Origin of the sequence: Salmonella sp. SAL04214 (assembly GCF_046550615.1) — a bacterium.
GTDB lineage: Bacteria > Pseudomonadota > Gammaproteobacteria > Enterobacterales > Enterobacteriaceae > Salmonella > Salmonella enterica.
Window position 1 is genome coordinate 321,758 of record NZ_JBGDXT010000001.1, and the last position, 25,348, is coordinate 347,105.

At 54.6% G+C, this 25,348-nt stretch carries 25 protein-coding genes, 1 other RNA gene and 1 pseudogene; 17 read left to right on the forward strand and 10 right to left on the reverse strand.

What is annotated here, in order from left to right; translation table 11 throughout:
• Positions 1-66 precede the first annotated feature (66 nt).
• Positions 67-987 (forward strand): agmatinase, encoded by a 921-nt coding sequence (gene speB / locus ACLJQD_RS01605; protein WP_000105550.1) that lies wholly within the window; start codon positions 67-69, stop codon positions 985-987.
• Positions 988-990: 3 nt separating this feature from the next.
• Positions 991-1,075: pseudogene (locus tag ACLJQD_RS01610) on the forward strand (hypothetical protein); the annotation flags it as partial.
• Positions 1,076-1,088: 13 nt separating this feature from the next.
• Here the strand turns inward: ACLJQD_RS01610 and ACLJQD_RS01615 are convergent.
• On the reverse strand, positions 1,089-1,847 hold the full coding sequence (locus tag ACLJQD_RS01615; protein WP_000701825.1) for a M48 family metallopeptidase: 759 nt from the start codon (positions 1,845-1,847) through the stop codon (positions 1,089-1,091).
• A 275-nt stretch (positions 1,848-2,122) separates the two neighbouring features.
• On the opposite strand from ACLJQD_RS01615, the gene tkt reads away from it, so the two are divergent.
• The gene (gene tkt / locus ACLJQD_RS01620; RefSeq protein ID WP_000098651.1) at positions 2,123-4,114 is read left to right on the forward strand and encodes a transketolase; all 1,992 of its coding nucleotides are present in this window, start codon (positions 2,123-2,125) and stop codon (positions 4,112-4,114) included.
• Positions 4,115-4,157: 43 nt separating this feature from the next.
• Here the strand turns inward: tkt and ACLJQD_RS01625 are convergent, their stop codons facing one another.
• Genes ACLJQD_RS01625 through ACLJQD_RS01645 form a run of 5 tightly spaced genes read right to left on the reverse strand, consistent with a single transcriptional unit; the run spans position 4,158 to position 7,210 of the window.
• Complete coding sequence (locus ACLJQD_RS01625) at positions 4,158-4,814, reverse strand: ABC transporter ATP-binding protein (protein ID WP_017441084.1); 657 nt, start codon at positions 4,812-4,814, stop codon at positions 4,158-4,160.
• Positions 4,808-5,485 (reverse strand): ABC transporter ATP-binding protein, encoded by a 678-nt coding sequence (locus ACLJQD_RS01630; RefSeq protein ID WP_001517914.1) that lies wholly within the window; start codon positions 5,483-5,485, stop codon positions 4,808-4,810. The genes ACLJQD_RS01625 and ACLJQD_RS01630 overlap by 7 nt, the downstream gene beginning before the upstream one ends.
• The gene (locus ACLJQD_RS01635; RefSeq protein ID WP_000553270.1) at positions 5,473-6,180 is read right to left on the reverse strand and encodes an energy-coupling factor transporter transmembrane component T; all 708 of its coding nucleotides are present in this window, start codon (positions 6,178-6,180) and stop codon (positions 5,473-5,475) included. The genes ACLJQD_RS01630 and ACLJQD_RS01635 overlap by 13 nt, the downstream gene beginning before the upstream one ends.
• Positions 6,181-6,759 carry an ECF transporter S component gene (locus tag ACLJQD_RS01640; protein ID WP_000124001.1) on the reverse strand — a complete coding sequence of 193 codons (579 nt, stop codon included), beginning with the start codon at positions 6,757-6,759 and terminating at the stop codon, positions 6,181-6,183.
• Between the two features lie 25 nt (positions 6,760-6,784).
• A complete protein-coding gene (locus ACLJQD_RS01645) occupies positions 6,785-7,210 on the reverse strand; it encodes a PPC domain-containing DNA-binding protein (protein WP_000218564.1) in 426 nt (141 codons plus the stop codon).
• A 373-nt stretch (positions 7,211-7,583) separates the two neighbouring features.
• Between ACLJQD_RS01645 and epd the strand changes: the two genes are divergently transcribed.
• The 6 genes from epd to ACLJQD_RS01675 all read left to right on the forward strand — a co-directional run bounded on the left by epd (position 7,584) and on the right by ACLJQD_RS01675 (position 13,765).
• The gene (gene epd / locus ACLJQD_RS01650) at positions 7,584-8,630 is read left to right on the forward strand and encodes an erythrose-4-phosphate dehydrogenase (protein WP_000218338.1); all 1,047 of its coding nucleotides are present in this window, start codon (positions 7,584-7,586) and stop codon (positions 8,628-8,630) included.
• 21 nt (positions 8,631-8,651) lie between these two features.
• On the forward strand, positions 8,652-9,815 hold the full coding sequence (gene pgk / locus ACLJQD_RS01655; protein WP_000111274.1) for a phosphoglycerate kinase: 1,164 nt from the start codon (positions 8,652-8,654) through the stop codon (positions 9,813-9,815).
• Between the two features lie 101 nt (positions 9,816-9,916).
• Positions 9,917-10,996, forward strand: coding sequence for a class II fructose-bisphosphate aldolase (gene fbaA, locus ACLJQD_RS01660; RefSeq protein WP_000034386.1), 1,080 nt, complete (start codon positions 9,917-9,919; stop codon positions 10,994-10,996).
• 232 nt (positions 10,997-11,228) lie between these two features.
• Complete coding sequence (locus ACLJQD_RS01665) at positions 11,229-12,089, forward strand: small-conductance mechanosensitive channel MscS (RefSeq protein WP_000389834.1); 861 nt, start codon at positions 11,229-11,231, stop codon at positions 12,087-12,089.
• A gap of 200 nt (positions 12,090-12,289) precedes the next feature.
• Entirely contained in the window at positions 12,290-12,925 is a 636-nt protein-coding gene (argO, locus tag ACLJQD_RS01670) for an arginine exporter ArgO (protein ID WP_017441085.1), read from the forward strand.
• Between the two features lie 93 nt (positions 12,926-13,018).
• Positions 13,019-13,765 (forward strand): oxidative stress defense protein, encoded by a 747-nt coding sequence (locus tag ACLJQD_RS01675; protein ID WP_000669854.1) that lies wholly within the window; start codon positions 13,019-13,021, stop codon positions 13,763-13,765.
• 167 nt (positions 13,766-13,932) lie between these two features.
• Here the strand turns inward: ACLJQD_RS01675 and argP are convergent, their stop codons facing one another.
• Positions 13,933-14,826, reverse strand: coding sequence for a DNA-binding transcriptional regulator ArgP (gene argP, locus ACLJQD_RS01680; RefSeq protein WP_000828345.1), 894 nt, complete (start codon positions 14,824-14,826; stop codon positions 13,933-13,935).
• Between the two features lie 153 nt (positions 14,827-14,979).
• Between argP and rpiA the strand changes: the two genes are divergently transcribed.
• Together rpiA and serA are read left to right on the forward strand one after the other, a co-directional pair.
• The gene (rpiA, locus tag ACLJQD_RS01685) at positions 14,980-15,639 is read left to right on the forward strand and encodes a ribose-5-phosphate isomerase RpiA (RefSeq protein WP_000189741.1); all 660 of its coding nucleotides are present in this window, start codon (positions 14,980-14,982) and stop codon (positions 15,637-15,639) included.
• A gap of 266 nt (positions 15,640-15,905) precedes the next feature.
• Positions 15,906-17,138 (forward strand): phosphoglycerate dehydrogenase, encoded by a 1,233-nt coding sequence (serA, locus tag ACLJQD_RS01690; protein ID WP_001151627.1) that lies wholly within the window; start codon positions 15,906-15,908, stop codon positions 17,136-17,138.
• A gap of 380 nt (positions 17,139-17,518) precedes the next feature.
• Here the strand turns inward: serA and ACLJQD_RS01695 are convergent, their stop codons facing one another.
• From ACLJQD_RS01695 to zapA, 3 genes are all read right to left on the reverse strand, one after another.
• Positions 17,519-18,115, reverse strand: a complete 597-nt coding sequence (locus ACLJQD_RS01695; RefSeq protein WP_001519554.1) for a 5-formyltetrahydrofolate cyclo-ligase — start codon at positions 18,113-18,115, stop codon at positions 17,519-17,521.
• 20 nt (positions 18,116-18,135) lie between these two features.
• A non-coding RNA gene (gene ssrS, locus ACLJQD_RS01700) (6S RNA) lies at positions 18,136-18,319 on the reverse strand.
• 41 nt (positions 18,320-18,360) lie between these two features.
• Complete coding sequence (gene zapA / locus ACLJQD_RS01705) at positions 18,361-18,690, reverse strand: cell division protein ZapA (RefSeq protein WP_001276011.1); 330 nt, start codon at positions 18,688-18,690, stop codon at positions 18,361-18,363.
• A gap of 166 nt (positions 18,691-18,856) precedes the next feature.
• Here zapA and ACLJQD_RS01710 point away from each other — a divergent pair, with 166 nt between their 5' ends.
• From ACLJQD_RS01710 to gcvH, 6 genes are all read left to right on the forward strand, one after another.
• Positions 18,857-19,435 carry a YecA family protein gene (locus ACLJQD_RS01710; RefSeq protein WP_017441086.1) on the forward strand — a complete coding sequence of 193 codons (579 nt, stop codon included), beginning with the start codon at positions 18,857-18,859 and terminating at the stop codon, positions 19,433-19,435.
• Positions 19,436-19,460: 25 nt separating this feature from the next.
• Positions 19,461-20,777: a Xaa-Pro aminopeptidase gene (pepP, locus tag ACLJQD_RS01715; RefSeq protein ID WP_000193681.1), complete on the forward strand. Its 1,317-nt coding sequence runs from the start codon at positions 19,461-19,463 to the stop codon at positions 20,775-20,777.
• Entirely contained in the window at positions 20,774-21,952 is a 1,179-nt protein-coding gene (gene ubiH, locus ACLJQD_RS01720; protein ID WP_017441087.1) for a 2-octaprenyl-6-methoxyphenyl hydroxylase, read from the forward strand. The genes pepP and ubiH overlap by 4 nt, the downstream gene beginning before the upstream one ends.
• A gap of 125 nt (positions 21,953-22,077) precedes the next feature.
• On the forward strand, positions 22,078-23,280 hold the full coding sequence (ubiI, locus tag ACLJQD_RS01725; protein ID WP_017441088.1) for an FAD-dependent 2-octaprenylphenol hydroxylase: 1,203 nt from the start codon (positions 22,078-22,080) through the stop codon (positions 23,278-23,280).
• A 454-nt stretch (positions 23,281-23,734) separates the two neighbouring features.
• Positions 23,735-24,829 carry a glycine cleavage system aminomethyltransferase GcvT gene (gene gcvT / locus ACLJQD_RS01730; RefSeq protein WP_000068738.1) on the forward strand — a complete coding sequence of 365 codons (1,095 nt, stop codon included), beginning with the start codon at positions 23,735-23,737 and terminating at the stop codon, positions 24,827-24,829.
• A 25-nt stretch (positions 24,830-24,854) separates the two neighbouring features.
• Complete coding sequence (gene gcvH / locus ACLJQD_RS01735; RefSeq protein ID WP_001295377.1) at positions 24,855-25,244, forward strand: glycine cleavage system protein GcvH; 390 nt, start codon at positions 24,855-24,857, stop codon at positions 25,242-25,244.
• Positions 25,245-25,348: the final 104 nt, after the last annotated feature.

Consider the following 25,348-nt stretch of genomic DNA (forward strand, 5'->3'; position numbering starts at 1 on the left):
CCCTTCCTCGTCGGGCCTAACGACGCGGGAGGGTTTTTTTATATTGACTAAGAAGAGGTTTTTGCCATGAGCACCTTAGGTCATCAGTACGATAACTCACTGGTTTCTAATGCGTTTGGTTTTTTACGTCTGCCAATGAACTTCCAGCCGTATGACAGCGATGCCGACTGGGTGATCACTGGCGTACCGTTTGATATGGCAACGTCCGGTCGCGCTGGCGGTCGTCATGGCCCGGCGGCGATCCGTCAGGTGTCGACCAACCTCGCCTGGGAACATCACCGTTTCCCGTGGAATTTTGACATGCGCGAGCGCCTGAACGTCGTGGACTGCGGCGATTTGGTGTATGCGTTTGGCGATGCCCGTGAAATGAGCGAAAAATTACAGGCTCACGCTGAAAAACTGCTGTCTGCAGGCAAGCGTATGCTCTCTTTCGGCGGCGACCACTTCGTCACGCTGCCGCTGCTGCGCGCCCACGCGAAACATTTTGGCAAAATGGCGCTGGTACATTTTGACGCGCATACCGATACCTACGCTAACGGCTGCGAATTCGATCACGGCACGATGTTCTACACCGCGCCGAAAGAAGGCCTGATCGATCCGCATCATTCGGTACAGATCGGTATTCGCACTGAGTTTGACAAAGACAATGGCTTTACCGTGCTGGATGCCTGCCAGGTCAACGATCGCGGCGTGGATGATATTCTCGCTCAGGTGAAACAGATCGTCGGCGATATGCCGGTCTATCTGACCTTTGATATCGACTGTCTGGACCCGGCGTTTGCGCCTGGCACCGGTACGCCGGTGATCGGCGGTTTGACCTCCGATCGCGCCATTAAACTGGTACGCGGTCTGAAAGATCTGAACATTGTCGGTATGGATGTAGTGGAAGTCGCGCCGGCTTACGATCAGTCGGAGATCACCGCTCTGGCGGCCGCGACGCTGGCATTAGAAATGCTCTATATCCAGGCGGCGAAGAAGGGCGAGTAAGTTGTTTTGCCGGATGGCGCTGCGCTTATCCGGCCTACAGCTGATTGATGCTTGTAGGCCGGATAAGGCGTTCACGCCGCCATCCGGCACTGTTCGGGGGGTTATTTGATCCCGTCTGCGCTCATACGATCGCGCACATGCTGTGCGCGTGCGGCGGACGCCGGGTGATCGTCGAACATCGAGCTTTGACGACCCGCTTCCAGTTTTGCCAGTTTCTCAAAGCTGGTAGCGAGTCCTGCCGGACTGATACCGCGTTTGCGCAACAGATCATAAGAATAATCATCCGCTTCGGACTCCTGACGCTGAGAGAACTGCGAGTTCACCAGTTTTTCGCCAAGATCGCCAAGCTGTGATTGCGACAGGCTGCCGACAACTCCTCCTGCCGATGCCGCCGCGACGCGCACGGCGTTAGTGCCCAGCGCGACCTGCATCCCTTTCTTTACATGACCCAGCGCGACATGGCCCATTTCATGGCCGATCACGGCTTCAACTTCGTTGTCGGTCATCATATCCATCAGTCCGCTGTAGACGCGGATACAACCGTTCGCCATGGCAAACGCGTTGACGTCTTTCGTCTCGTAAACCTTATAGTTCACCGGCTGGCCGTTAATGTTATCCCCCAGCGCGGCGGCAATTTTTGTCAGTCGTTTAGCGTATTCGCTGCTCGCCGGCGCGATTTTCGCTTTGCTGTCGAGCTCTTGACAGGATTGATCGCTCAGCGCTTTTACCTGCGCATCGCTTAACGTATAGGCCTGAAAAGCTTCAGCGCCCGAAGAAAGCAGTCCATTAGAGTCCATATTCTGGCAACCGGTCAGCACCGTCGCCATGCCCAAAGCAAGCAGTAAAGCGCGAATTTTCATTTTTCTCTTCCATACGAATTAATATTATTTTGAAATGCGCCCGTTGCAGATGAATTAGCGCCTGGGTTAAGTATAAAGAAAAGCATGGCAGGCAAGTTAGCTAATTGCGCAACATGCGAGCACGATCCGGAGATTTCTGAAGCGGTAAAAGGATGTTCCATGTACATGACGCGCGGCTTGGGGTAAATTGTTGGCAAATTTTCCGGCGTAGCCCAAAACGCGCTGTCGTCAAGTCGTTACGGGCATGGCCTTTCAACATCCGATCTGGAGTCAAAATGTCCTCACGTAAAGAGCTTGCCAATGCTATTCGTGCGCTGAGCATGGACGCAGTACAGAAAGCCAAATCCGGTCACCCGGGTGCCCCGATGGGTATGGCTGACATTGCCGAAGTCCTGTGGCGTGATTTCCTGAACCACAACCCGACCAACCCGTCCTGGGCCGACCGCGACCGCTTTGTGCTGTCCAATGGCCATGGTTCGATGCTGATTTACAGCCTGCTGCACCTCACCGGCTATGACCTGCCGATGTCCGAACTGCAGAATTTCCGTCAGCTACATTCAAAAACCCCTGGTCACCCGGAAGTGGGCTACACCGCTGGCGTTGAAACCACTACTGGCCCGCTGGGTCAGGGTATTGCCAACGCCGTCGGGATGGCGATTGCCGAGAAAACTCTGGCGGCGCAGTTTAACCGTCCTGGCCACGATATCGTTGACCACTTCACCTACGTCTTTATGGGCGACGGCTGCATGATGGAAGGCATTTCTCACGAAGTGTGCTCTCTGGCTGGTACTCTGAAACTGGGCAAACTGATCGCGTTCTATGATGACAACGGTATCTCTATCGATGGTCACGTTGAAGGCTGGTTCACCGATGACACCGCGAAACGTTTTGAAGCCTACGGCTGGCACGTTATCCGTGGCATTGACGGTCACGATGCCGATGCCATTAAACGCGCCACGGAAGAAGCTCGCGCCGTGACTGACAAACCGTCCCTGCTGATGTGCAAAACCATCATCGGCTTCGGTTCGCCGAACAAACAGGGTACCCACGATTCCCACGGCGCGCCGCTGGGCGACGCGGAAATCGCGCTGACCCGCGAACAGTTGGGCTGGAAATACGCGCCGTTCGAAATCCCGTCTGAAATCTACGCCCAGTGGGATGCGAAAGAAGCCGGCCAGGCGAAAGAGTCTGCATGGAATGAGAAATTCGCGGCTTATGAGAAAGCCTTCCCGCAAGAAGCTGCTGAATTCACTCGTCGTATGAAAGGCGACATGCCGGCTGACTTCGATGCGAAAGCGAATGAGTTCATCGCTAAACTGCAGGCGAATCCATCCAAAATCGCCAGCCGTAAAGCGTCCCAGAATGCCATCGAAGCCTTCGGTCCGCTGTTGCCGGAATTCCTTGGCGGCTCTGCAGACCTGGCACCGTCTAACCTGACCCTGTGGTCCGGTTCTAAGGCTATCAACGAAGACGCAGCGGGTAACTACATTCACTACGGTGTGCGTGAATTCGGTATGACCGCTATCGCCAACGGTATCGCCCTGCACGGCGGTTTCCTGCCGTACACCTCCACCTTCCTGATGTTCGTCGAATATGCCCGTAACGCAGTGCGTATGGCAGCGTTGATGAAACAGCGTCAGGTGATGGTCTATACCCACGACTCCATCGGTCTGGGCGAAGATGGCCCGACGCACCAGCCGGTCGAGCAGGTGGCAAGCCTGCGCGTAACGCCGAACATGTCCACATGGCGTCCGTGCGACCAGGTGGAATCCGCGGTGGCGTGGAAATATGGCGTAGAGCGTCAGGATGGCCCAACCGCGCTGATCCTCTCCCGTCAGAACCTGGCGCAGCAGGAACGTACTGAAGAGCAACTGGCGAATATCGCCCGCGGTGGTTACGTACTGAAAGATTGTGCGGGCCAGCCGCAGATTATCTTCATTGCGACCGGTTCTGAGGTTGAGCTGGCGGTTGCCGCTTACGAAAAACTGACTGCCGAAGGCGTGAAGGCGCGCGTGGTTTCCATGCCGTCCACCGACGCATTCGACAAGCAGGATGCGGCTTACCGTGAATCCGTGCTGCCGAAAGCGGTCTCTGCGCGTGTGGCGATTGAAGCGGGTATCGCTGACTACTGGTTCAAATATGTCGGCCTGAACGGCGCTATTGTCGGCATGACCACCTTCGGTGAGTCCGCCCCGGCAGAGCTGCTGTTTGAAGAGTTTGGCTTCACGGTGGACAACGTGATCGCCAAAGCGAAAGCGCTGCTGTAATCCTTAATACGGCATAAAACGGGTCGCTTCGGCGACCCGTTTTTTATTCCCCCTTTGACAACCTGCCGTTTTCCAGCCGTACCACCCGTGAAAAATGACGCCGGGTAAACGCAGCGTCATGGCTAATCGCGACGACGCTGGTTCCCCGTGCCCGGCATGTCGCCAGCCAGTGTTCAAATACGGTTAGCCAGTGGGCGTCAAAATCCCGGCTGGGTTCATCCAGCAATAACACAGGCGGCGCCATCGCCTCCAGACTGGCGACCGCCACCATCCGGCGCTGCGCGGCGTGCAGATCAAGCGGGTGCGCCTCGGCGACGTCCGTTAGCTGGCATAACCGCAGCGCGGCCTGCGTGCGCCGTGAAATATCCTCCGCCGATAAGCGCTGTAGTTTCAGCCCAAAAGCGACCTCTTGTGCGACATTGCTGTGGAAAATCTGGTTTTCCGCTTCCTGAAAGAGTACGCCGATAGCGGCGGCGCGTTGACGATTTTTAAGCTGCGCAATCGGCTCTCCATTAAGCGTTACCGAGCCGGAAGTGGGGGAAAGCAGGCCGGCCATAATCCGTAACAGCGTTGATTTTCCCGCGCCGTTATCGCCGGTCAACGCCAGCCATTCGCCGTCACGAAGTTCAAGCGAGATGGCGTGCAGACAGTCGGCTGCGGCATCTGGCCAGCGATAAGCGACCTGATTTAACGTCAACATAATGGGGTTAGCGCTCCGTCGCGCAATTGCCATACCCGCTGGCATCGCGTCAGAAAAGGAAAATGATTACGCTCAAAAAGCACAATGAGAGAATGTCGTTCCAGCGCCCACTGTTGTAACCGTTCCAGCAGCGTCCCGGTGGCCGCTGACGTCAGCCGACTGAAGGCTTCATCAAGAACTAATAGCCTGGGCTGCATGGCAAGCGCGCTGGCAATCACTACCCGCTGCGTTTCGCCGCCGGAGAGCGTGCCGGGATGGCGATGGCGTAACGACTGGCAGTTTGTCAGGGTCAGCGCCTCGTCAATGCGCCGTAGAATTTCCGCTTCATGGAGGCCGAGATTCTCCGGGCCAAACGCCACCTCTTCCTCTACGCTAAAGGTACAGCCGGAAAGCTGTAAATAAGGCGATTGCTGCACCAACTGGATGGTGGGCGACTGTTCTACCAGCGGGAGCCGCCCGATAGGGACGCCAAGCAGTAAGCCTGTGCCGTCAATATCACCGGGAAGATAATCCGGATACCAGCCAGCCATCAGTTGCGCCAGCGTACTTTTTCCGCTGCCGTTATCGCCGACTATCGCCACTATTCCGGGTGTTGAATAGTGGAAATCAAAACATGCCGGCGGGCGTGTCGCATCGGACGGAAGATAACGAAACTGCTCTAACGTAACCATATCCACACTCCCGCTTCCGCCAGTATTAGCAGTACCATGCCATACCGCGCAACCCGTTGTAACATGCTATCTTTCGGCGCCCACAGCGTGGTTCGGGCTCGATGCAGCCGAAACCCCCGCATATCCAACGCCGCGCCGCGTATTGTCAGATCGTTAAGCGCATTTTGCGTAAGCGGCACGATCAGCGCAGGCATAGCCCGTAGCCGCTGATACCAGCCTTCATCCAGCGGTACGCCGCGCGCGCGCTGGGCTTCATGAACGATCGTCAGTTGTCGTTTGAGTTGTTCGACGACCAGCAGCGGGCCAGCGAACAGGTAAGCGATGCCGGGCGGCAGACGTGAAGCGAACAGGGCGCGAATAAATCGCTGAACCGGCACATACTGCATCCATAGCTGCGACGTCGACACGATCGCCAGCAGACGTAGCCATAGCGTAACGGCATATACCCAGCGCTGCGGATCGCGAGGCTGCCCGCTTATCCATTCCGTTAGCCAACCGCCATGTACCAGCCATAGCCCAAACCCTAAAGACAGCATCAGCCAGGCGACATACTTCGCCCGCCGCCGCGTTGATTTCAGCGCCAGCAGACAGAGGAAGGCCGCCGCGCTATAAACCGGGAGCACGGTCTGCGCAGGGAGTAGCAGCGTGGTGCAGGCCGCCAACGCCCATAAGGTTAACGAGGTAAACGGATGCATTTAGCGTACGGCTGACATCGCAGGAAAATGCCGTGTCGTACGTAACGGTAGCTGACGCAGCAGCACCCAAACGATGATCGCCGTCAGAATTTTATCGACCAGATTAGCGCCTATGACGGTAATCGCGACTGACTCCACCAGGTTTTGGCCCATTGAATGCATCCAGGCGACGAACAAATCAGCGCCGCTACCGGTAACGCCGCCAAAAAGCGCGGTACGAAGCGGTACGGCGACCAGCGTCACCGCCAACGTAATGACGACCCCGCTGACGATCACTTTGGGCAGGGTACGAAACCAGCCTGCGCGCGCCAGCCACCCGGCGACCAGACCGATAACCATCGCTACCGGGGCAAACGCGGCAGCGATAGGATCGGTAAGCAGCCCCCACAGCAAGTTGGTCAGAAGCCCAGTCAACATGCCGATGAACGGTCCTAACAGTACCGCGCTAATTAAGGTGCCGATCGAGTCGAGAAAAATAGGCAGCTTCAACATGCTAATAAGCTGTCCGCCAATCATATTGATGGCAATAGCGATGACAATCAGCACCAGAGACTGGCTGGAAAACGGGCGACGCGCCATAAAGTACCTCTTAAAGAGTCGTCAATTAACGGGAAGAAATATGCAGTTCGTCATAACCGGAAATGGCGCACGGTTGACGGCTGAACGTCAGCGCTGGCAGCTCGCCGATAACCAGTTCCAGCGTGGTACGCACGGTACACCCTGGCATCATATGGCCGCCGAGCATGGCCCCGTAGGGATCCGATACCGCGAGATGCAGATGCTCGCCGGTCAATTCAAGCGTGCCGTTTAGCGAGATAACTTCAAACGTGCCGGTGAGCGATGTGGTCGCCTCTTGCCCGGCATAACGCAGCGCAACGTCGGTCAGACTGCCGGTACACCCTGCAATCCAGGCGGCATGTAATTGGTTCTGTTGCACAAAGGCGTGTAATTGGGAAAACACTTCCTGGCCGGGAAGCAGACGAAGCGCGTAAAAGCGCGCTGTAGAGGCGTTGTGGTGAGATACAGTCATCGTTACAGGACTCCGAGACTCGGACGTGGCGCTGATAATATAGACGCTGGCGACAGCGCTTTCTGATATAAATCAGTATTTGTGACGCGACGATGAAAAGATCTGACGGATGTACTGGTGATTCTTAAATATGGAATAAATTGCAGCGTAAGCGGCCATGAAATGTGATGCAGGTCAGATAACTGTCTTCTTCGACTGGACAAACATTCCTTTTATTCCCCGTTTCGCTTATTCTAGCTGAAGCGTTTCAGTTAATTAAATGTTCGACAATTAACCAATCAGTCGCAGTTTGCGACAGGTGAGGTTTTACTCGACGATGAGCTGCATTACTCTGTCAGCCTCATCTGAATCGGGATAGCCTTGCAGGAGACCTATGACCGTACGCATAGCGATTAATGGCTTTGGTCGCATCGGGCGTAACGTGGTTCGTGCTTTGTATGAATCCGGACGTCGGGCGGAAATTACCGTGGTGGCCATCAACGAGCTGGCGGATGCCGCAGGCATGGCGCATTTGTTGAAATACGATACCAGCCACGGGCGTTTTGCATGGGAGGTTCGCCACGAGCGCGAGCAGCTTTTTGTCGGCGACGATGTCATTCGTATTCTGCATGAAAGAACGCTGGCGGATCTGCCGTGGCGCGAACTGGGCGTGGATGTCGTGTTGGATTGTACGGGCGTATATGGCAACCGGGAGCATGGCGAGGCGCATATTGCCGCAGGCGCGAAGAAAGTGCTCTTTTCTCATCCGGGCAGCAACGATCTTGACGCCACCGTCGTTTTTGGCGTGAACCAGAACCAACTGCGTGCGGAACATCGTATTGTCTCAAACGCGTCCTGTACCACGAATTGCATAATTCCCGTCATTAAATTGTTGGATGATGCTTACGGCATCGAGTCTGGTACCGTCACGACGATCCACTCCGCGATGAACGATCAGCAGGTGATCGACGCGTATCACTCCGATCTACGGCGCACGCGCGCGGCCAGCCAGTCGATTATCCCGGTAGATACAAAACTGGCGGCAGGCATTACGCGTATATTCCCGCAGTTTAACGATCGTTTTGAGGCGATTGCGGTGCGCGTTCCAACCATTAATGTGACGGCGATCGATTTAAGCGTGACGGTAAAAAAACCAGTAAAAGCCAGTGAAGTCAACCAGTTGCTGCAAAAAGCAGCACAAGGTGCATTTCATGGTATAGTTGACTATACGGAATCACCGTTGGTCTCGATAGATTTTAACCACGACCCGCACAGTGCCATTGTTGATGGCACGCAAACCCGGGTCAGTGGCGCCCACCTGATCAAGACGCTGGTCTGGTGCGATAATGAATGGGGCTTTGCTAACAGGATGCTCGACACCACGTTAGCGATGGCCGCAGTTGGTTTCAGGCTCGACGCGTCAGCGTCGACAAAACTTTAAGCATCATTGAGAGGATTCACCATGTCTGTAATTAAGATGACCGATCTGGATCTGGCCGGGAAACGCGTTTTTATCCGTGCGGATCTGAACGTACCTGTTAAAGAAGGGAAAGTGACCAGCGACGCGCGTATCCGCGCCTCTCTGCCGACCATTGAACTGGCTCTGAAACAGGGCGCGAAAGTGATGGTAACTTCCCACCTGGGTCGTCCTACCGAAGGCGAGTACAACGAAGAATTCTCTCTGCTGCCGGTTGTTAACTACCTGAAAGACAAACTGTCTAACCCGGTTCGCCTGGTCAAAGATTACCTGGACGGCGTTGACGTGGCCGAAGGTGAGCTGGTGGTTCTGGAAAACGTTCGCTTTAACAAAGGCGAAAAGAAAGACGACGAAGCGCTGTCTAAAAAATACGCTGCCCTGTGTGACGTATTCGTGATGGACGCCTTTGGTACTGCGCACCGCGCGCAGGCTTCTACCCACGGTATCGGCAAATTTGCTGACGTTGCGTGCGCAGGCCCGCTGCTGGCCGCTGAACTGGATGCGCTGGGTAAAGCGCTGAAAGAACCGGCTCGTCCGATGGTGGCTATCGTTGGTGGTTCTAAAGTATCTACCAAACTGACCGTTCTGGATTCCCTGTCTAAAATCGCTGACCAGCTGATTGTCGGCGGCGGTATCGCCAACACCTTCGTTGCCGCTCAGGGCCACAGTGTCGGTAAATCCCTGTACGAAGCTGACCTGGTTGACGAAGCAAAACGTCTGCTGACCACTTGCGATATCCCGGTTCCGACCGATGTTCGCGTTGCCACCGAGTTCTCCGAAACCGCACCGGCGACTCTGAAATCCGTTAACGACGTGAAAGAAGACGAGCAGATCCTGGATATCGGCGATGCTTCCGCTCAGCAGCTGGCTGAAATCCTCAAGAATGCCAAAACCATTCTGTGGAACGGCCCGGTTGGCGTGTTTGAGTTCCCGAACTTCCGTAAAGGGACTGAAATCGTGGCGAATGCCATCGCTGATAGCGAAGCGTTTTCCATCGCTGGCGGCGGCGACACCCTGGCGGCAATCGACCTGTTCGGCATTGCTGACAAAATTTCCTACATTTCTACTGGCGGCGGCGCATTCCTCGAATTCGTGGAAGGTAAAGTTCTGCCAGCCGTAGCGATGCTCGAAGAGCGCGCTAAGAAGTAATCGTTACGGGCAGGGATTCCTGCCCGTTGATTTATCGCCGATCTGACATTCAGGGCGGCCCGTGTTTTTTCCCAAAGCCCGACGATACAGGACAACGAAACATGTCTAAAATTTTTGATTTCGTAAAACCAGGCGTGATCACTGGTGATGACGTACAGAAAGTGTTCCAGGTAGCAAAAGAAAACAATTTTGCTCTGCCGGCAGTTAACTGCGTGGGCACTGATTCCATCAACGCTGTTCTGGAAACCGCTGCAAAAGTTAAAGCACCGGTCATCGTTCAGTTCTCCAACGGCGGCGCGTCCTTCATCGCGGGTAAAGGCGTGAAAACTGACGTACCTCAGGGCGCGGCAATCCTGGGCGCTATCTCTGGCGCGCATCACGTTCATCAGATGGCTGAACATTATGGCGTTCCGGTTATCCTGCACACTGACCACTGCGCGAAGAAACTGCTGCCGTGGATCGACGGTCTGCTGGACGCGGGTGAAAAACACTTCGCGGCTACCGGTAAACCGCTGTTCTCTTCTCACATGATTGACCTGTCTGAAGAGTCTCTGCACGAAAACATCGAAATCTGCTCCAAATACCTGGCGCGCATGTCCAAAATTGGCATGACTCTGGAAATCGAACTGGGTTGCACCGGTGGTGAAGAAGACGGCGTGGACAACAGCCACATGGACGCTTCTGCCCTGTACACTCAGCCGGAAGACGTTGATTACGCGTACACTGAGCTGAGCAAAATCAGCCCGCGTTTCACCATTGCCGCTTCCTTCGGTAACGTACACGGCGTTTACAAGCCGGGTAACGTGGTTCTGACTCCGACTATTCTGCGTGATTCTCAGGACTATGTTTCTAAGAAACACAACCTGCCGCACAACAGCCTGAACTTCGTTTTCCACGGCGGTTCCGGTTCTACTGCTCAGGAAATCAAAGACTCCGTAAGCTACGGCGTAGTGAAAATGAACATCGATACCGATACCCAATGGGCAACCTGGGAAGGTGTTCTGAACTACTACAAAGAAAACGAAGCGTATCTGCAAGGTCAGCTGGGCAACCCGAAAGGCGAAGATCAGCCGAACAAGAAATACTATGACCCGCGCGTATGGCTGCGTGCTGGCCAGACTTCGATGATCGCTCGTCTGGAAAAAGCATTTAAAGAACTGAACGCGATTGACGTTCTGTAATATAGTCTGCTGATTGAAATGGCTTCCCTCGGGAAGCCATTTTTTTATCGTTATTTCCGGAGAGCGGCGTTAGTTAGCGCTTTCATCCGGCCAACTCACAGTGTACCTGCCTTTTTTGGTTTCGGGATGATGCCGAAAAATGGCATATTCCTCTGTTTTTGTTTACCTTTAAAAAGTTCTTTTCGTGAGAATGATCTCATTTGCTTGTTTTGCTATGACCAAGGAATATTGAATGGAAGATTTGAATGTTGTCGACAGCATAAATGGTGCGGGCACCTGGCTGGTACGCAACCAGGCGTTATTGCTCAGCTATGCTGTGAATATTGTTGCGGCTATCGCTATTATCATCATCGGCTTGATTGTAGCGCGCGTGATCTCCAATACGGTAAATCGTCTGATGCGTGCGCGTCATATTGATGCGACAGTGGCCGACTTTCTTTCTGCACTGGTGCGCTATGGGGTTATCGCTTTTACGCTGATTGCGGCTCTGGGTCGTGTGGGGGTTCAAACCGCCTCGGTTATTGCCGTACTGGGCGCCGCTGGTTTAGCCGTTGGCCTGGCATTACAGGGATCGCTTTCTAACCTTGCGGCTGGGGTATTGCTGGTTATGTTCCGTCCGTTCCGCGCCGGTGAGTATGTCGATTTAGGCGGCGTTGCCGGTACGGTACTGAATGTGCAAATCTTTTCCACAACAATGCGCGCGGTAGACGGCAAAATTATTGTGATTCCGAATGGCAAAATTATCGCGGGAAATATCATCAACTATTCTCGTGAGCCGGTTCGCCGTAACGAATTCATTATTGGGGTGGCCTACGATTCGGATATCGATCAGGTGAAACAGCTGCTAACGACGATTATCGAGTCCGACGATCGTATTTTAAAAGATCGCGAAATGACGGTACGTTTGAATGAGCTGGGCGCCTCATCAATTAATTTTGTGGTGCGTGTCTGGAGTAAAAGCAGCGACCTGCAAAATGTCTACTGGGACGTGCTGGAACGTATTAAACGTGAATTCGACGCCGCTGGTATTAGCTTCCCGTACCCGCAGATGGACGTCAATTTTAAACGTGTGAAAGATAACGTCGCGGAGTAATTTTTCTCCCGCGCTGCCTGCCGGCGCTGCGCTTATCCGCCTCCAGTATTCTCTGGTTATTGAGCGGATAAGCGTAGCCGCCATCCGTTATTCAGTCTCTTTATTAGCTTTTCTTATTAGTGATTAAAATTATCAATTTCCGCTAATAATATTCCCGCGCTATAGTCTGCCTTTAAGAAAAACAGCTCAGGGTAGTTAACGTGATATCTTATTATTTTCAAGGGTTTGCCCTTGGCGCCGCCATGATCCTTCCGCTTGGCCCGCAAAATGCGTTTGTGATGAATCAGGGAATTCGTCGCCAGTACCACCTCATGATAGCGCTGCTTTGCGCGTTAAGTGATTTAGTCCTGATCAGCGCCGGTATTTTTGGCGGCAGCGCGTTGCTGATGCAGTCGCCGTGGCTGCTGGCGCTGGTCACATGGGGCGGGGTCGCGTTCTTGTTATGGTACGGTTTTGGCGCGCTGAAAACGGCAATGAGCAGTAATCTGGAGCTGGCCAGCGCCGAGGTTATGAAGCAGGGGCGCTGGAAAATTATTGCTACGATGCTGGCGGTAACGTGGCTGAATCCGCACGTTTATCTGGATACGTTTGTCGTGTTGGGCAGTCTCGGCGGACAACTGGCTATGGAGCCAAAGCGCTGGTTCGCCCTCGGCACGATTAGCGCGTCGTTCTTATGGTTTTTTGGGTTAGCGCTACTGGCGGCCTGGCTTGCGCCTCGACTGCGTACGGCGAAAGCTCAACGCATTATCAACATTCTGGTTGGGGGGGTGATGTGGCTTATCGCCTTCCAACTGGCGCGGGAAGGCGTCGCGCATATGCACGCGCTTTTCAACTAAGCGTTGTCTGATGGACAACAGGCCGATATCCGCTAAGCTTGCCTGCATGCGCCCTGTATATCAGGGCAATGACTGCAATATGGAGGAGAGACTGTGAAGTTCAAAGTGATGGCCCTGGCGGCATTAGTGGGTTTAAGTGCAATGTCGGCGCAGGCAAGCGAATTGCCGGAAGGCCCGCACATCGTGACTTCCGGTACGGCAAGCGTCGATGCTGTGCCTGATATCGCCACCTTAGCGATTGAAGTGAACGTCGCGGCGAAGGATGCGGCGACGGCGAAGAAGCAGGCCGATGAGCGCGTGGCGCAATATCTTTCCTTCCTTGAGCAAAATCAGATTGCGAAAAAAGACATTAGCGCGGCGAATCTGCGCACGCAGCCGGATTATGATTACCAAAACGGTAAAAGCATTCTGAAAGGGTATCGTGCGGTGCGAACCGTTGAGGTGACGCTGCGTCAGTTAGATAAACTTAATTCTCTGCTGGACGGCGCGCTGAAGGCGGGTCTGAACGAGATTCGTTCGGTGTCGCTGGGCGTAGCGCAACCGGACGCCTATAAAGACAAGGCCCGCAAAGCCGCCATTGATGACGCGATTCATCAGGCGCAAGCGCTGGCAGCCGGTTTTAACAGCAAATTGGGGCCGGTTTACAGCGTTCGTTACCATGTCTCTAATTATCAGCCGAGTCCGGTGGTGCGAATGATGAAAGCCGCAGATGCTGCGCCGGTATCCGCGCAGGAAACTTACGAGCAGCCGACCATTCAGTTCGACGATCAGGTCGATGTGGTATTCCAGCTTGAACCTGGAACAGGGCAGACGTCGACAACGGCCGCCAGCACGCAGTAATCTCGCCCGGCCTGGGCGCTTCCAGGCCGCGTTTTCTCCCGGTGTTCTCGTTTTTTGCCGCCTGAACGCAATGATTTTGTGATGAATTTCAAAGAAGCGACGGGGGAATAATGGGTCATGCAGGCCGGATAAGACGTTCACGCCGCCATCCGGCATTCATTGAGAGGCTAATCCTGACGCAGCACCTTGTGCCCGTACTCCAGTAGCGCGTCGGTCACTTTGCGCATCATCCGGCTTTCCGGGGCAAAGCGATGCCAGTAAAGCATCCGGCGTTGTAGCAAACCAGGCGTTAAGTTGATCAACTCGCCGCTTTCCAGCTCTTTCTCAATCTGCAGGTGAGGGATCATGCAGCAGGTCGTGCCCTGGCGCGCAAGCTGTACAAACGCTTCGGATGAATTAACGATATGGCACGGCACGCTGCCGGGCGGTAGATCGAAATTCTGTTGCAAAAAGGCCTGATGCATATCATCCAGATGGTCGAACGCGACGGCGGGCGCTTTCAGCAGCGACGACCGGGTAACGCCATTGGGGAAATAGCGCTCGGCAAACGGCTTTGACGCGACAAACAGATAGTCGAGCGCGCCCAGTTTGTCTACCAGGCAACTGGGCAGCGCCTGATGCTGGATACTCACCGCGCCCACCACCTCGCCGCGACGCAGACGTTCTTGCGTGCGCGTTTCATCTTCCACCTGTAAATTGAGACGGATAGGGGAGTCCGCCAGCACCGGCGCCAGCGCCGGAAGCAGCCAGGTCGCCAGACTGTCGGCGTTAACCGCCAGCGACAGCAGCAGCGGCGTAGAGCCGGTTTGTTCATCGCCCAGCCACTCTTCTTCCAGCAGTTCAACCTGACGCAGCAGAGCCAGTAATTTTTGCCCTTGCTCCGTGGGGCGAGGAGGAACGGTACGCACCAACAAAGGTTGTCCGAACATATTCTCAAGCTGTTTTATGCGCTGTGAGACGGCGGATTGCGTGATGCACAGCTTCTGGGCGGCGCGCTCGAATCCTCGTTCACGTATAACGGCATCCAGCGCCTGTAGTGTTCTGTAGTCCGGACGTTTCATTGTTGTGTCATGCTCCTGTTATTTTTTTCCGCACTATGACATAAATTTGCCGTCGGTACAGATGAAATCCGTAGCCTGTGTACGGACACGGAGATTTTTCCCGACAATGTTCTATAATGCGGCTGTATTTTCACACCACAGGCGAAACGATCTATGACGCAGGATGAACTGAAAAAAGCGGTAGGATGGGCGGCACTTCAGTATGTACAGCCCGGCACCATTGTGGGCGTTGGTACAGGCTCAACGGCCGCACACTTTATTGATGCGCTGGGCACAATGAAAGGCCAGATTGAAGGCGCGGTCTCCAGCTCGGACGCCTCGACTGAAAAACTCAAAGGCCTCGGTATTCATGTGTTTGATCTCAACGAAGTGGATAGCCTGGGTATCTATGTCGATGGCGCGGACGAAATCAACGGTCATATGCAGATGATCAAAGGCGGCGGCGCGGCATTAACCCGTGAGAAAATTATTGCTTCCGTGGCGGAGAAATTTATCTGCATTGCGGATGCCTCTAAGCAGGTAGATATTCTTGGTAAATTCCCGTTGCCGGTTGAAGTGATTCCGATGGCGCGCAGCGCGGTCGCTCGTCAACTGGTGAAGCTGGGCGGGCGTCCGGAGTACCGTCAGAACGTGGTCACGGATAACGGCAACGTGATTCTGGATGTTTATGGTATGGAAATCCTTGATCCCATCGCGCTGGAAAATGCCATTAACGCGATTCCGGGCGTCGTGACCGTAGGGTTGTTCGCCAACCGTGGCGCCGATGTCGCACTGATCGGCACGCCGGACGGGGTGAAAACCATCGTAAAATGATCCCGCCAGGCGTATTTCCTGCCGCGTAAAAAATTCGGTCAGGGCAAATTTGGTGACATGTATCACGTTTAATCGTTTGCCCTGCCGATCCCTCCAAAGAAAAAGTTATTCCCGGTATTTTCATCTGCTATTTCCCGCTGTATGCGATTCCTTCACGACGCTGGCGCAAACGTTCATATTGCCGTGATAATTTTTTTTGATATGTTGAAGGACGGATGCAAATCCACACACAACATCAGATGGCAAAAAAAGACAGGATCGGGGAAATGGCAAAGGTATCGCTGGAGAAAGATAAAATTAAATTTCTGCTGGTTGAAGGGGTGCATCAAAAGGCGCTGGAAAGCCTTCGTGCGGCAGGTTACACCAACATTGAATATCACAAGGGCGCGCTGGACGCTGAACAGTTGAAAGCGTCCATCCGCGATGCCCACTTCATCGGTCTGCGATCCCGTACTCATCTGACAGAAGAAGTGATTAACGCCGCAGAGAAGCTGGTGGCGATTGGCTGTTTTTGCATCGGCACCAACCAGGTGGATTTAAATGCGGCGGCAAAACGCGGTATTCCGGTTTTTAACGCGCCATTCTCGAATACCCGTTCCGTGGCGGAGTTGGTGATTGGCGAGCTGTTGCTGCTGCTGCGCGGCGTGCCGGAGGCGAACGCCAAAGCGCACCGCGGCGTATGGAATAAACTGGCGGCGGGATCGTTCGAAGCGCGCGGTAAAAAGCTTGGCATTATCGGTTACGGCCATATCGGAACGCAGTTGGGCATTCTGGCGGAATCGCTGGGGATGCATGTCTATTTCTATGATATTGAAAATAAACTGCCGCTTGGTAACGCAACTCAGGTGCAGCACCTGTCTGAATTGCTGAATATGAGCGATGTGGTCAGTCTGCACGTACCTGAAAACGCCTCCACCAAAAACATGATGGGCGCAAAAGAGATTGCCCTGATGAAGCCGGGTTCGCTGCTGATTAACGCCGCGCGCGGTACGGTGGTGGATATCCCGGCTTTGTGCGACGCGCTGGCGACGAAACATCTGGCGGGGGCGGCTATCGACGTCTTCCCGACGGAACCGGCCACTAATAGCGATCCGTTTACCTCTCCGCTGTGCGAATTCGATAACGTGATCCTGACGCCGCATATCGGCGGCTCGACGCAGGAGGCGCAAGAAAACATCGGTCTGGAAGTCGCAGGAAAACTGATTAAGTACTCGGATAACGGCTCGACGCTGTCCGCCGTGAACTTCCCGGAAGTGTCGCTGCCGCTGCACGGCGGTCGTCGCCTGATGCACATCCACGAAAACCGCCCGGGCGTATTGACCGCGCTTAACCAGATCTTTGCCGAGCAGGGCGTTAACATTGCCGCACAGTATCTGCAAACCTCCGCCCGAATGGGGTATGTGGTGATTGATATAGAAGCCGATGGCGATGTGGCGGAGAAAGCGCTGCTGGCGATGAAGGCGATTCCGGGCACCATTCGCGCCCGTCTGCTGTACTAATTTCCTCTAAATGGGCAGGAGATGACCTGCCCATCCTTTCTCTGGTTTCCCTGCCTCAACATCTCTTCGTGTAACGCATACATTCTGTTTTCGAGCCTTGCCGCAATTGGTAATTAAAGGCAGCGTTGCGTGTTGTACAGCAATCAAAGGAATTTACGATAAGGGCTCAGCATAGCGCTGAAACGGGAAAGCCCCTACCGAGGCAGGGGCTCTAAAAAGGAAAGGGACGATGATGAGATACGTCATCATGCTGCTGATCCTGTTAATCATCGCTTGCCCAGCATATTAACAGAGAGTACGCAGGAGGGAGGTTCGCCTCCCTCACCCTTCACCGAGAAATTTAGGTCAAAAAAGCGACGCTGTCAATCGGCAAAACACGGCTACCACTCCCAAATTTTGGATGGCGTCACCACCGCAGGCAGCGGGATATCCCACTCTTCAACCGGCAGCTTTTCTACTAACTGGCAATCATGCGCGTAGCCCACGGGCTGGATCTTATGCTGCTGCCAGTTTTGTAGCGTGCGGTCATAAAATCCGCCGCCCATCCCCAGGCGCTGCCCGTCTTCGTCAAACGCCACTAATGGCGTTACCAGCACATCCAGCTTTGCCAGCGGCAATACGTCGCGGACATCAAGCCGTGGCTCCTGGATCTTTAAGCGGTTGGTCACCAGCGCACTCTGCGGATGATAGTGCAGGAACAGGAGGTTGCCAGGGCTAAAGGGATGAAGAACCGGAAGGTAGACGCGCTTGCCCGCTTGCCATAGCTGTTCTATCAGCGGCTGGGTGTCGAGTTCGCCATCAAAGGAGAGAAACACGGCGACAGTGTGCGCCATCACGACGGGAGGAAAACTGAGCATTCGGGCGGCGGCCTGTTGACCAAAGCGGCGTTGCTGCTCTGGCGTTAGCGCACGGCGACGTTGCCGAATCATTCGGCGGATTTCTTGTCGTGATAAAGAGAGTTCGGGAAGTTGCGTCATGGCTGTCGCCAGTCAGAAGGGGAATCTCCGAGATGCCGCCGCAGGCTGTAACCCTTGAACCCTTGGTTCAAGGTGAATGTGTCGTCACAGTTTTAAGGCTTCTCGGACGAACCGAGCATGCTCACCAACCGCGGAGCGCCACATTCTTGTGGTATGAAATATCGGCTCAGGGGACTGGCCCGCTTGCAAACATCTCAGAGAAATTCTGTTTTCACAATCACTTTACCATAGTAAAGCGAAAAGTGTTATTCAAAGTTTTGGCCCGTTTTTTCGGTTATGCGACCTTGATCAAGCAACGCCTGTTCGATGGTCTGTTGTAGCATCCGAATACGTTGTTCCATGCTCGCCGCGTAATCGCGGGTCTTCGCTTTTTCCTGAGTTAACTCATAGCTGATATTCAATGCGGCAATGAAAACCAACTGCTCAGTATTTGTGACTCTAGTGCGAACTTTCAGATCTTGCAACCGCTGATTCAGATCGTCCGCAGCCTGATTCAACGCATCCCTTTGGTCAGGCGGGCAATTCACTCGCAGTGAACGGCCAAATATTTGGATATCGACGGGTTGTGCAGACATGCCACCTTCCTGCTGATTGACTGCGCTGCCTTCGTCTCCAGACCCAGGGTCCGCGAAGGGGCGACACTATAGCTACCCTGGTGTGAAGATACAAGCCCTTTTCTGGTTCACCAGGGTCCAAAGTGGTAGCATATCATGAATATCCTCCCTTTGATGACGAATGCTTATGTCTATACAGAACGAAATGCCTGGTTACAACGAAATGAACCGGTTTTTGAATCAACAAGGGGCCGGTCTGACCCCGGCTGAAATGCATGGTTTAATCAGCGGGATGGTTTGCGGCGGCAACAACGACAGCTCATGGCAGCCGCTGTTGCACGACCTGACGAACGAAGGTCTGGCCTTCGGGCATGAGCTTGCTCAGGCGCTGCGCAAAATGCACGCGGCGACCAGCGACGCGCTGGAAGACGACGGCTTTCTTTTTCAGCTTTATCTGCCTGAAGGCGACGATGTCAGCGTATTCGATCGCGCAGATGCATTAGCCGGGTGGGTTAACCACTTTTTGCTTGGCCTCGGCGTAACGCAGCCTAAACTTGATAAAGTCACCGGCGAAACGGGTGAAGCGATTGACGACCTGCGTAATATTGCGCAGCTTGGTTATGATGAGAGCGAAGATCAGGAAGAGCTGGAGATGTCGCTCGAAGAGATCATCGAATATGTCCGTGTTGCGGCGCTGTTATGTCATGACACTTTCACGCGCCAACAGCCGACCGCGCCGGAAGTGCGTAAACCGACGCTACACTAAGAAAAAACGAAATGGAGGCCATGTCATGACTCAGCAGGAATACCAACGCCGTCGCCAGGCATTACTGGCGCAAATGCAGCCCGGCAGCGCCGCGCTGATCTTTGCCGCGCCGGAGGCGACGCGCAGCGCAGACAGTGAATATCCGTATCGCCAGAGTAGCGACTTCTGGTATTTCACCGGTTTTAACGAACCGGAAGCCGTGCTGGTACTGATTAAGAGTGATGACACCCACAACCACAGCGTTTTGTTCAACCGCGTTCGCGACCTGACGGCGGAAATCTGGTTTGGTCGCCGTTTAGGACAGGATGCCGCGCCGGAAAAACTGGGCGTTGACCGGGCGCTGGCGTTTAGCGAAATCAACCAGCAACTCTTTCAGTTGCTTAATGGTCTGGATGTGGTGTACCACGCGCAGGGCGAATATGCGTATGCCGACGAGATTGTTCTGGCTGCGCTGGAGAAGCTGCGTAAAGGCTCCCGCCAGAATCTGACCGCGCCGGCCACCATGACTGACTGGCGACCGATCGTCCATGAGATGCGCCTGTTCAAATCGCCGGAAGAGATTGCTGTCCTGCGCCGCGCCGGGGAAATTAGCGCGCTGGCGCATATCCGCGCGATGGAAAAATGCCGTCCGGGGATGTTTGAGTATCAGCTGGAGGGGGAAATTCACCACGAATTTAATCGCCACGGCGCGCGCTATCCCTCCTATAACACCATTGTCGGCAGCGGCGAAAATGGCTGTATCTTGCATTACACTGAAAACGAAAGTGAAATGCGCGACGGCGATTTAGTGCTTATCGACGCAGGTTGTGAATATAAAGGTTACGCGGGCGACATCACGCGTACTTTCCCGGTGAACGGGAAATTCACGCCAGCTCAGCGTGAAATTTATGACATCGTTCTGGAATCGCTGGAGACCAGCCTGCGACTGTTCCGTCCTGGTACCTCTATTCAGGAGGTGACCGGCGAAGTCGTGCGCATCATGATAACCGGGCTGGTGAAGCTGGGGATTTTGCAAGGAGAGGTTGATCAACTGATTGCCGAAAATGCGCATCGTCCTTTCTTTATGCATGGCTTGAGCCACTGGCTGGGGCTGGATGTTCATGATGTCGGCGTTTATGGGCCGGATCGCTCCCGCATCCTGGAGCCGGGCATGGTGCTGACCGTAGAGCCAGGCCTCTATATCGCGCCGGATGCCGACGTGCCGGAAGCGTATCGCGGCATTGGCGTTCGAATTGAAGATGACATTGTCATTACCGAAACCGGTAATGAAAACCTGACCGCTGGCGTTGTGAAGAAGGCGGATGACATTGAGGCGTTAATGGCGGCGGCGCGGCAGCAATGAGCGTCATTATCGTTGGCGGCGGCATGGCAGGCGCAACGCTGGCGCTGGCCATCTCTCAGTTCAGTCATGGGACGTTGCCGGTACACCTGATTGAAGCGAAAGCGCCTGAAGCCGACGGTCATCCCGGCTTTGACGCCAGAGCGATTGCGCTGGCGGCGGGCACTTGCCAGCAACTGGCGCGAATTGGCGTCTGGCAGGCGATTTCCGATTGCGCAACGGCAATCAACACCGTACACGTCAGCGATCGCGGTCATGCCGGATTTGTGACTCTCGACGCGCAGGACTACAGCCTGGCAGCGTTGGGTCACGTTGCGGAGCTGCATGATATCGGGCTGCGTCTGTTTGCGCTCTTGCGTAAAGCGCCAGGCGTTACGCTGCACTGCCCGGAGCGCGTAGCCAGCGTGTCGCGTACCCAACAGCAAGTTAACGTCACTCTGGAAAACGGCAAAGTGATAGCTGGCGGCGTGCTGGTGGCGGCTAACGGTACCCACTCCGCGCTGGCGTCAGCCTGCGGCGTTGACTGGCGTCAGGAGCCTTACGAACAGTTAGCGGTGATAGCGAATGTCGCGACCGCTATCCCGCATCAGGGACGCGCCTTTGAACGTTTTACTCCCAATGGCCCGCTGGCGATGTTGCCGATGTCGCATGGCCGATGTTCGCTGGTTTGGTGTCACCCGCTCGACCAGCGCGATGAGGTGCTGAGCTGGTCCGACGCGCAGTTCTGTCATGCATTGCAGGCCGCGTTCGGCTGGCGGCTGGGGCGAATTACTCAGGCGGGTAAGCGCAGCGCGTATCCGCTTGCCCTTACTACGGCGGCGAAAGTGTTTACTCACCGGACTGTCGTGGTCGGCAATGCGGCGCAGACGTTGCATCCTATCGCCGGACAAGGGTTTAATCTCGGTCTGCGCGATGTCATGAGCCTGGCGGAAACGCTGGTAGCGGCACAGGACGCGGGCGAGGATATTGGCGCCTGGCACGTGTTATCGCGCTATCAGCAGCGTCGTCAGGTTGACCGGGATACGACGATTGGCGTAACGAACGGTCTGGTCCATCTGTTTGCAAATCGTTGGGCGCCGCTGGTTATTGGGCGCAATATCGGTTTAATGGCGATGGAGTTATTACCGCCTGCGCGCGATGCGCTGGCACAGCGGACCTTAGGTTGGGTTGCGCGTTAAGCAGATCTGTAGGCCGGATAAGGCATTTACGCCGCCATCCGGCATCGTGTTCGTAAAAATACCGGATGGCAGCTTCGCCTTATCCGGCCTACGGTTTTGATTGTTCCGGTTTCCAGGAGTAAATAGTGCAAAGTGTTGATGTAGCAATAGTTGGCGGAGGCATGGTGGGACTGGCTGTCGCCTGCGGCTTGCAGGGGAGCGGTTTGCGCGTTGCGGTACTGGATCACGTTGTTCCCCAGCAGTTGGCGAACGATGCGCCGCCTCAGCTTCGGGTGTCGGCGATTAATGCCGCCAGCGAAAAACTGCTTACCCGTCTTGGCGTATGGTCAAACATTGTGGCGCGACGGGCAAGTTGCTACCACGGTATGGAAGTCTGGGATAAAGACAGCTTTGGCCGTATTACGTTTGATGACGCAAGCATGGGATATAGCCATCTGGGGCATATTGTTGAAAACAGCGTCATTCACTACGCACTGTGGCAAAAAGCGCAGCAAGCGGCGGATATCACCTTAATGGCGCCAGCGGAGTTACAGCAGGTCGCCTGGGGGGAGAACGACGCCTTCCTGACTTTAAAAGACGGCGCGATGTTAACCGCGCGTCTGGTGATTGCCGCGGATGGCGCCAACTCCTGGCTGCGTAACAAAGCGGATATCCCCTTAACTTTCTGGGACTACCGTCACCATGCGCTGGTAGCGACTATCCGCACCGAAGAGCCGCACGGCGCGGTTGCTCGCCAGGTGTTTCATGGTGAAGGTATTCTGGCGTTTTTGCCGTTAAGCGATCCGCATCTGTGTTCCATTGTCTGGTCGCTTTCTCCGCAGGATGCGGAGCGTATGCAACAGAGCGGCGACGAGGCGTTTAACCAGGCGTTGACTATCGCCTTCGATAATCGGCTGGGCTTATGCCGCCTGGAAAGCGAACGGCAGGTTTTTCCGCTGACGGGCCGCTATGCTCGCCAGTTTGCCGCGCATCGTCTGGCGTTGGTCGGTGATGCCGCGCACACCATCCATCCGCTGGCAGGGCAAGGCGTCAACCTCGGCTTTATGGACGCGGCCGAACTGGTGGACGATCTGCGCCGGCTTCAGCGCCAGGGCAAAGACATTGGCCAACATCTTTATCTTCGTCGTTATGAGCGTAGCCGTAAACATAGTGCGGCGATGATGCTTGCCGGGATGCAAGGTTTTCGTGACCTGTTTGCCGGCGAAAACCCGGCAAAAAAATTGCTGCGCGACATAGGGCTGAAACTGGCGGATACGCTCCCCGGCGTCAAACCCCAACTGCTTCGCCAGGCAATGGGACTAAACGACCTTCCGCAATGGCTTCGTTAAGCGTCTGACTGCACGCCAGCAAGAGTTTGAAACCCGTCACACTTTGCTTTCCCGGCTATCGCGCCGGGGGGCTTTCCTCGTTTGAAATAATCTAATTTCACCGCTTATTTCGCATTAAATTTTCTAATGCCACTATTTTTGGTGAACGCGATTTTCGACATTTTTTCCACATTTAATATTAATTTATGTTGTGGTAAATCGTATCAGCTTCCTTTTTATGACGGTTATTTAGCGTAATAGTGGTTTTTTGTGCTGATGGGATTTTAGCGTTTTTTAGTCATAAGCTAATGTGATGGTAAATTCAGCCTTATGGTTTAGCGCCTGGTTCGGTGGTAAGTTCAGGAACAAGAGAACGTTTGCGTCGGCGCAGGAAAAAGGGCGTCGATGCCAGGTTTCGTGGCGAAGATTTCCCATGAAAATGGTTGTTAGCCCCCGCTAATTCAACGAGGAAAAGATGGCCCAACAGACGCCTTTGTACGAACAACACACGCTATGCGGCGCCCGCATGGTCGATTTTCATGGCTGGATGATGCCCCTGCATTACGGCTCTCAGCTTGATGAACACCACGCTGTGCGCACCGATGCCGGGATGTTTGATGTATCGCATATGACCATTGTCGATCTTCATGGCAGCCGCACCCGGGAGTTCTTGCGTTATCTGCTGGCAAACGACGTCGCGAAGCTAACGAAGACGGGTAAAGCCCTCTACTCCGGTATGCTTAACGCATCGGGCGGCGTGATTGATGACCTTATCGTCTACTACTTCACTGAAGATTTCTTCCGTCTCGTTGTTAACTCCGCCACCCGCGAAAAAGACCTCTCCTGGATTACCCAACACGCTGAACCTTATGCCATCGACATCACCGTTCGTGACGACCTGTCGCTGATTGCGGTACAGGGGCCGAATGCGCAGGAAAAAGCGGCGACTCTGTTTACTGACCAACAGCGCCATGCAGTAGAAGGTATGAAGCCGTTCTTCGGCGTTCAGGCGGGCGATTTGTTTATCGCCACCACCGGTTATACCGGCGAAGCGGGCTATGAAATCGCCATGCCGAATGAAAAAGCGGCGGATTTCTGGCGTGCGCTGGTGGAAGCGGGCGTGAAGCCGTGCGGTCTTGGCGCGCGCGACACGCTGCGTCTGGAAGCAGGCATGAACCTGTACGGTCAGGAGATGGATGAAGGTATCTCTCCGCTGGCGGCTAATATGGGATGGACTATCGCCTGGGAACCTGCTGACCGCGACTTTATTGGCCGTGAGGCGCTGGAGATGCAGCGTGAAAAAGGCCATGAGCAGCTTGTCGGTCTGGTGATGACCGAGAAAGGCGTATTGCGTAATGAACTGCCGGTGCGTTTTACCGATGCGCAGGGCAATCAGCAAGAAGGCATTATCACCAGCGGGACGTTTTCCCCAACGTTGGGCTACAGCATTGCGCTGGCGCGTGTTCCGGCGGGCATCGGCGAGACGGCGATTGTACAAATTCGTAACCGTGAAATGCCGGTAAAAGTGACTAAACCTGTTTTTGTGCGTAACGGCAAAGCCGTCGCGTGATTCATCCTTTTTTGGAGATTAATTGATGAGCAACGTACCCGCAGAACTGAAATACAGCAAAGAACACGAATGGCTGCGTAAAGAAGCGGATGGCACTTACACCGTTGGCATTACTGAACACGCTCAGGAGCTGTTGGGCGATATGGTTTTTGTTGATCTGCCGGAAGTCGGCGCGACCGTAAGCGCGGGCGACGACTGCGCCGTGGCGGAGTCCGTAAAAGCAGCGTCCGACATTTATGCGCCGGTAAGCGGTGAGATCGTGGCGGTAAACGATGCGCTGAGCGACTCCCCGGAGCTGGTGAACAGCGAACCGTATGCCGGTGGCTGGATCTTTAAAATCAAAGCCAGCGATGAAAGCGAACTTGAATCGCTGCTGGATGCCACTGCGTATGAAGCATTGTTAGAAGACGAATAATGTTGTGCCGGATGGCGCTAATGCTTATCCGGCCTACTCACTGCAACGCGAATGATTTTGCGTATTCATTTTCGCACGCGTAGGCCCGGTAAGCGTCAGCGCCA